General features: G+C 76.5%; 4 protein-coding genes. All 4 read left to right on the forward strand.

All coding sequences use genetic code 11. The features are described 5' to 3' along the window. The coding region (locus tag AC1DWH_RS20020) for a hypothetical protein (protein WP_477094875.1) at window positions 1-237 on the forward strand (237 nt) is incomplete at its 5' end. A gap of 79 nt (window positions 238-316) precedes the next feature. Continuing rightward, window positions 317-823, forward strand: coding sequence for a hypothetical protein (locus AC1DWH_RS20025; RefSeq protein WP_477095131.1), 507 nt, complete (start codon window positions 317-319; stop codon window positions 821-823). After that, window positions 820-2,679 carry a copper resistance CopC/CopD family protein gene (locus AC1DWH_RS20030; protein WP_477095132.1) on the forward strand — a complete coding sequence of 620 codons (1,860 nt, stop codon included), beginning with the start codon at window positions 820-822 and terminating at the stop codon, window positions 2,677-2,679. Before AC1DWH_RS20025 ends, AC1DWH_RS20030 begins: the two co-directional genes overlap by 4 nt. Continuing rightward, window positions 2,676-4,771 (forward strand): S8 family serine peptidase (locus AC1DWH_RS20035; protein ID WP_477095133.1); only part of this gene is annotated, 2,096 nt, incomplete at its 3' end. The genes AC1DWH_RS20030 and AC1DWH_RS20035, both read left to right, overlap by 4 nt.

Consider the following 4,771-nt stretch of genomic DNA (forward strand, 5'->3'; position numbering starts at 1 on the left):
GACGCCACCGCGATCGGACTGCCCGCCGCCACCAACGTCGACGGCTACGTCCGACGCGACGCCACCCACTACCTGCTCTCCTTCTCCACCCCCACCACCACCGTCCCCACCCTGGGCACCACCCAGGACGAAGACATCATCGCCAACAACGCCGGCACCTGGACCACCCTGCTCGACGGCACCAGCCACGGCCTGACCAGCGACAACCTCGACATCGACGCCTTCGACACCCCCTGACACCACCCGACGATCCCGAGCCGGCCGGCCCGCGACCCCTCCGGTGCGCGGGCCGGTCCCCCGGGAGGGAGGCCCACCCGTGACCGTCGACACCCGACCTGAGGTCGGCACCGAACCGCCCGTGCGTCGTCCGCGCCGTGGGCGTCGGGTCGCGGCGCTCGTCGCCGTCCTGCTGCTGGTCGGGGGCGGCGCCGCGTGGCGCCTGTCCGTCCAGGAGCCGGCCGTCGACGTCCGCGCGGCGACGACGGTGGTCACCGTCGACGAGCTCGCGGCCCGGTTCGGCATCCGGGTCGACCTCATCGCCGTGACCGCCGCGGGCGGCCTGATCGAGTTCCGGTACCAGGTGGTGGACCCCGACAAGGCCGTCGCGATGATCCACGACGCCTCGGTGCATCCCGTCCTGGTGGTCGAGGACACCGGGCAGACGCTCGTGCTCGCGTCCCCGCACCGGCACAGCGCCGACATGCAGCTGGGCGGCACGTACTTCTTCCTCATCGCGAACGCTCACAACGCCCTGCACGACGGGTCGTCGGTCACGCTGGTGATGGGAGACGCCCGGCTCGAGCACCTCGCGGTCGAGGGATGACACGGTCCCCGCTCCGGGCAGCGCGGCACCTGACGTCGATCCTGGTCGCGACGCTCGTCGTCCTGCTGCTCGGGGCGTCACCGGCTGCCGCCCACTCCGAGCTCGAGCGCTCCGACCCGCCCGCCGGGGGGACGGTCGCGGTCGGGCGGACCGAGCTGACGCTGTGGTTCACCGAGGCCGTCGACGCCCGGTCCAGCCGCGTGACCCTGCGGACGATCGACGGGGTCGACGTGCCGGTGACGGTGTCGACGTCGGGGTCCGTGCTCGGGATCGTCGCGCCGCGCCTGGCCCGCGCGACCTACGTGCTCGACTGGCGGACGCTGTCGCTCGACGACGGCCACCTCTCCAGCGGGTCGGTGGTGTTCGGCGCCGGCGTCCGGCCCAGCGTGGTGCCGAGCGCCGGAGCCGGGCTCCCGGCGCCGCCGGGGCTCTCGCTGCGCTGGCTGGACCTGTGCGCGATCATGCTCGTGATCGGCGCGCTGGCGGTGTCGGGGAGGGTCCTGCGGTCCACCGGCGAGCGGGGCGCCGGCGCCCGGCGCGCGGCCCGGGTGCTCGCCTCGGCGGGGGCCGCGGTGGCCGTGCTCTCGGGCGCGCTGACCCCCGTGCTGCTGCTCGCGCACGGCGCCGGCGACTCCCCCGGCTTCCGCCTCGGGGCCGCCCGGGACCTGCTGGTCGGGACCCCGTGGGGTCACCTCTGGCTGGCCCGGGAGCTCGCGCTCGTGGTCGCCGCCGTCGCGCTGTGGCGGTGGGCGGGCACGCGAGACGGGTCCCCGCGGGCGGTCCGGGTGGCCGTCGTGGCGATGGCGGCCGTGGTGGGTCTCGAGGCCGTGGCGGGGCACGCCGCCACGCTCCCGGTCCGCTCCGTGCCGGCGGCGGTCGCCTCGGCGGGTCACCTCGTCGCGGCCGGCGTCTGGGCCGGCGGCCTGGCCGTGCTGGCGGTCTGCCTGGTGCCGCTGATGCGTCGGGGCACCGTCGCGAGGGGCGCGCTCGTGGCCTCGGCGTTCCGCGCGTTCAGCCCGGTCGCGGCGGTCGCCGCCGGGGTCCTGGTCGCCACCGGCCTCTACGAGGCGGGCCGGCACGTCCCCGCCCTCGGGTCGGTGCCGACGACCGTCTACGGGGGTGCGGTCGCGGTCAAGGTGGCACTGCTCGCCGCCGCGCTGGCGCTGGCGGGGATCAACACGATGCTGGTGAACCCGGACCTCGCCGCGCCCGTCGGCCGGGCCCTGCGCCGCCCCACCGGCTGGACCCCGGTCCCCCTGCGCCGGTTCCCCGTGCTGGTGGCGGCCGAGGTGCTGGTCCTGGTCGCGGCGGTCGGCGCGGCGGCCGTGCTCACGTCGGTGCCGACGTCGCGCGAGGTCGCCTCGGCCACCCGGGACACCACCGTGCACGCCGCCAACACCGACGGGCTGTTCGTCACCTTCGAGCTGGTGCCCGCCGGCCCGACCACCAGCCGGCTCGTCGTGCGGCTGCGCTCGACCCTCAAGCCCGAGCCCGCCCCGGTCAGCGCCGTCGAGGTGCTCCTCGAGGGCCCGGGCGGGGCGACCCGCGCCGTGCTCGACCCCGTCGAGCCGGGCCGGTACGAGGCCGAGACCACCGCCCCGACGCCGGGCGCCTGGACGGCCGTCGTCGCCGTGCAGCGCGGCGACCTCCCGATCACGGTGACCCAGGTCGCGTGGACGGTCGCCGAGCCTGCGCCGGACCGCGCGGGACCGCTCGAGCTCGCGACGACGGGCCTGGCGCTCCTGCTGCTCGTCGGCACGGCCGGCGCGGTCGTCCGTGGGCGTCGACGGACGGACCTCGATGCGCCGACCGGTTCGGAGCCACTCGTCGACTCGAGCGCCGGAGGCCCGCGATGAGGCGCGTCGCCGCGGTCGTCGCGATCCTCCTCGCGCTCGTCCTGGTACCCACCGCGGCCCCGGCGGCGGTGCCGGCGACGGGCGGGATGACCTCCGTGGTCGTCACCCTGCGGGCCCGGGCCGACCTGTCCGACGTCCGCGGCGCCACCCGCGCGGCGCGCCTGCGCACCGTGGTCGCCGCGCTGCAGGCCCGCGCCGCCTCCGCGCAGGCGCCCATCCGGAGCATGCTCCGCACGCGCGCGGCCCAGGGCGAGGTCGCCGACGTGACCCCGCTGTGGATCGTCGACGCCCTCTCGGTCACCGCGACGCCCGCCGTGATCGCCGCGCTTGCCGCGCGCCCCGACGTCGCGGCCGTCACGCCCGACGAGATCGTCGTGGTCCCCGCCGCCGGACCGCCGGAGCCCAACGTCGCCGCCGTCCACGCCCCGGCCCTGTGGGAGCTCGGGCAGACCGGCCAGGGAGTCGTGGTCGCCACGCTGGACAGCGGGGTCGACCTCACGCACCCCGACCTCGCGGGGCGGTGGCGCGGCGGGACCAACAGCTGGTTCGACCCGTACGGCGAGCACCCCACCACGCCCACGGACGTCACCGGCCACGGCACCGCGACGACCGGCGTGATCCTCGGCGGCGACGCGGGCGGGTCCTCGATCGGCATGGCCCCCGGCGCCACCTGGATCGCGGCCCGGATCTTCAACGACCGCGGCGCCGCCACGTCGACGGCGCTGCACCAGGCGTTCCAGTGGCTGCTCGACCCGGACCACGACCCGAGCACGGCCGACGCCCCGCAGGTGGTCAACGGCTCCTGGTCGATCGGCGCGGGACCCGGCTGCGACCTCTCCTTCCAGCCCGACGTCCAGGCCCTGCGCGCCGCCGGCATCCTGCCCGTGTTCGCGGCCGGCAACTTCGGCCCCGGCGACTCGAGCAGCGTCAGCCCGGCCAACTATCCGGAGTCGCTCGCGGTCGGCGCGGTCAGCGGGGACGACCTCGTCTACTCCGCCGGCAGCCGCGGACCGTCGACGTGCGGCGGCCGGGCGTCGACCTTCCCGGACCTGGTCGCGCCGGGCGTCGACGTGCTCACCACCGACCGGTACGGCCTCTACCAGCTCGCCACGGGGACCTCGATGTCGGCCCCGCACGCGGCGGGGGCGCTCGCGCTGCTGCTCGGGGCGATACCGGGGCTCCCGGTCGAGCAGCAGCGTGCCGCCCTGACCGGCACCGCGGTCGACCTCGGACCCGTCGGGCCGGACCCGGCCTACGGCGCCGGGCGGCTCGACGTGGCGGCCGCGTACCAGTGGCTGCTGAGCCAGCCCGACCTCACCGTCGCGGTCGACCCCTCGGCGACGAGCGCGGACCGCGGCTCCACCGCCACCGTCACGGTCCAGGTGTCACCCGTGAACGGGTTCGACGACGATGTCACGCTCGCCCTCTCCGGGGTGAGCGCCGCCCAGGCCTCCTGGACGTTCACCCCGCCGGTCCTCGTCGGCGGCTCGGGCACGTCCGAGCTGGCCCTGAGCCTGTCGCCGACGCTGCCGCCTGGCGCGTACCCGCTCGTCGTCTCGGCCACCGCCGGGGCCACCACCAAGACCGCCGCGCTCGCCCTCACGGTGACGATCCCGCCCGGCACCGACGTGACCGGTCCCACGACGAGCGCCCTGACACTGACCGGCTCCCCGACCAACGGCACCGTGGACGTCGCCCTGCACGCCGTGGTCGACGACACCGCCACCGGCGGCTCGGCGGTCACCGACGCCGAGTACTACCTCGACAACGTCGGCACCGATGGCACGGGGACGCCCCTCGTCGTCGGCCCCGCCGGGTCCGTCGACGCGACGATCCCGGTGGGGGCGTTGGCGAACGGGTCGCACACGATCTCGGTGCACGGCCGGGACGCGGCCGGGAACTGGGGACCGTTCGCCACCGGGACCCTGGTCGTGGACAAGGTCCGCCCCGTGATCTCCGCCCTGACCGCCACCCCGAACCCCACCCTCGGCGCCACCACCATCACCCTGACCGGCACCGCCACCGACACCTCCACCCTGACCCGCGCCGAATGGTTCCGCGGCACCGACCCCGGCCTCGGCCAGGCCACCCC

This window comes from Cellulomonas sp. P2_F12, assembly GCF_056403775.1.

What these genes read in the sequence shown, in the direction of transcription:
- AC1DWH_RS20030 (WP_477095132.1), top strand. Translation starts at nt 820, where the DNA reads ATGACACGGTCCCCGCTCCGGGCAGCGCGGCACCTGACGTCGATCCTG.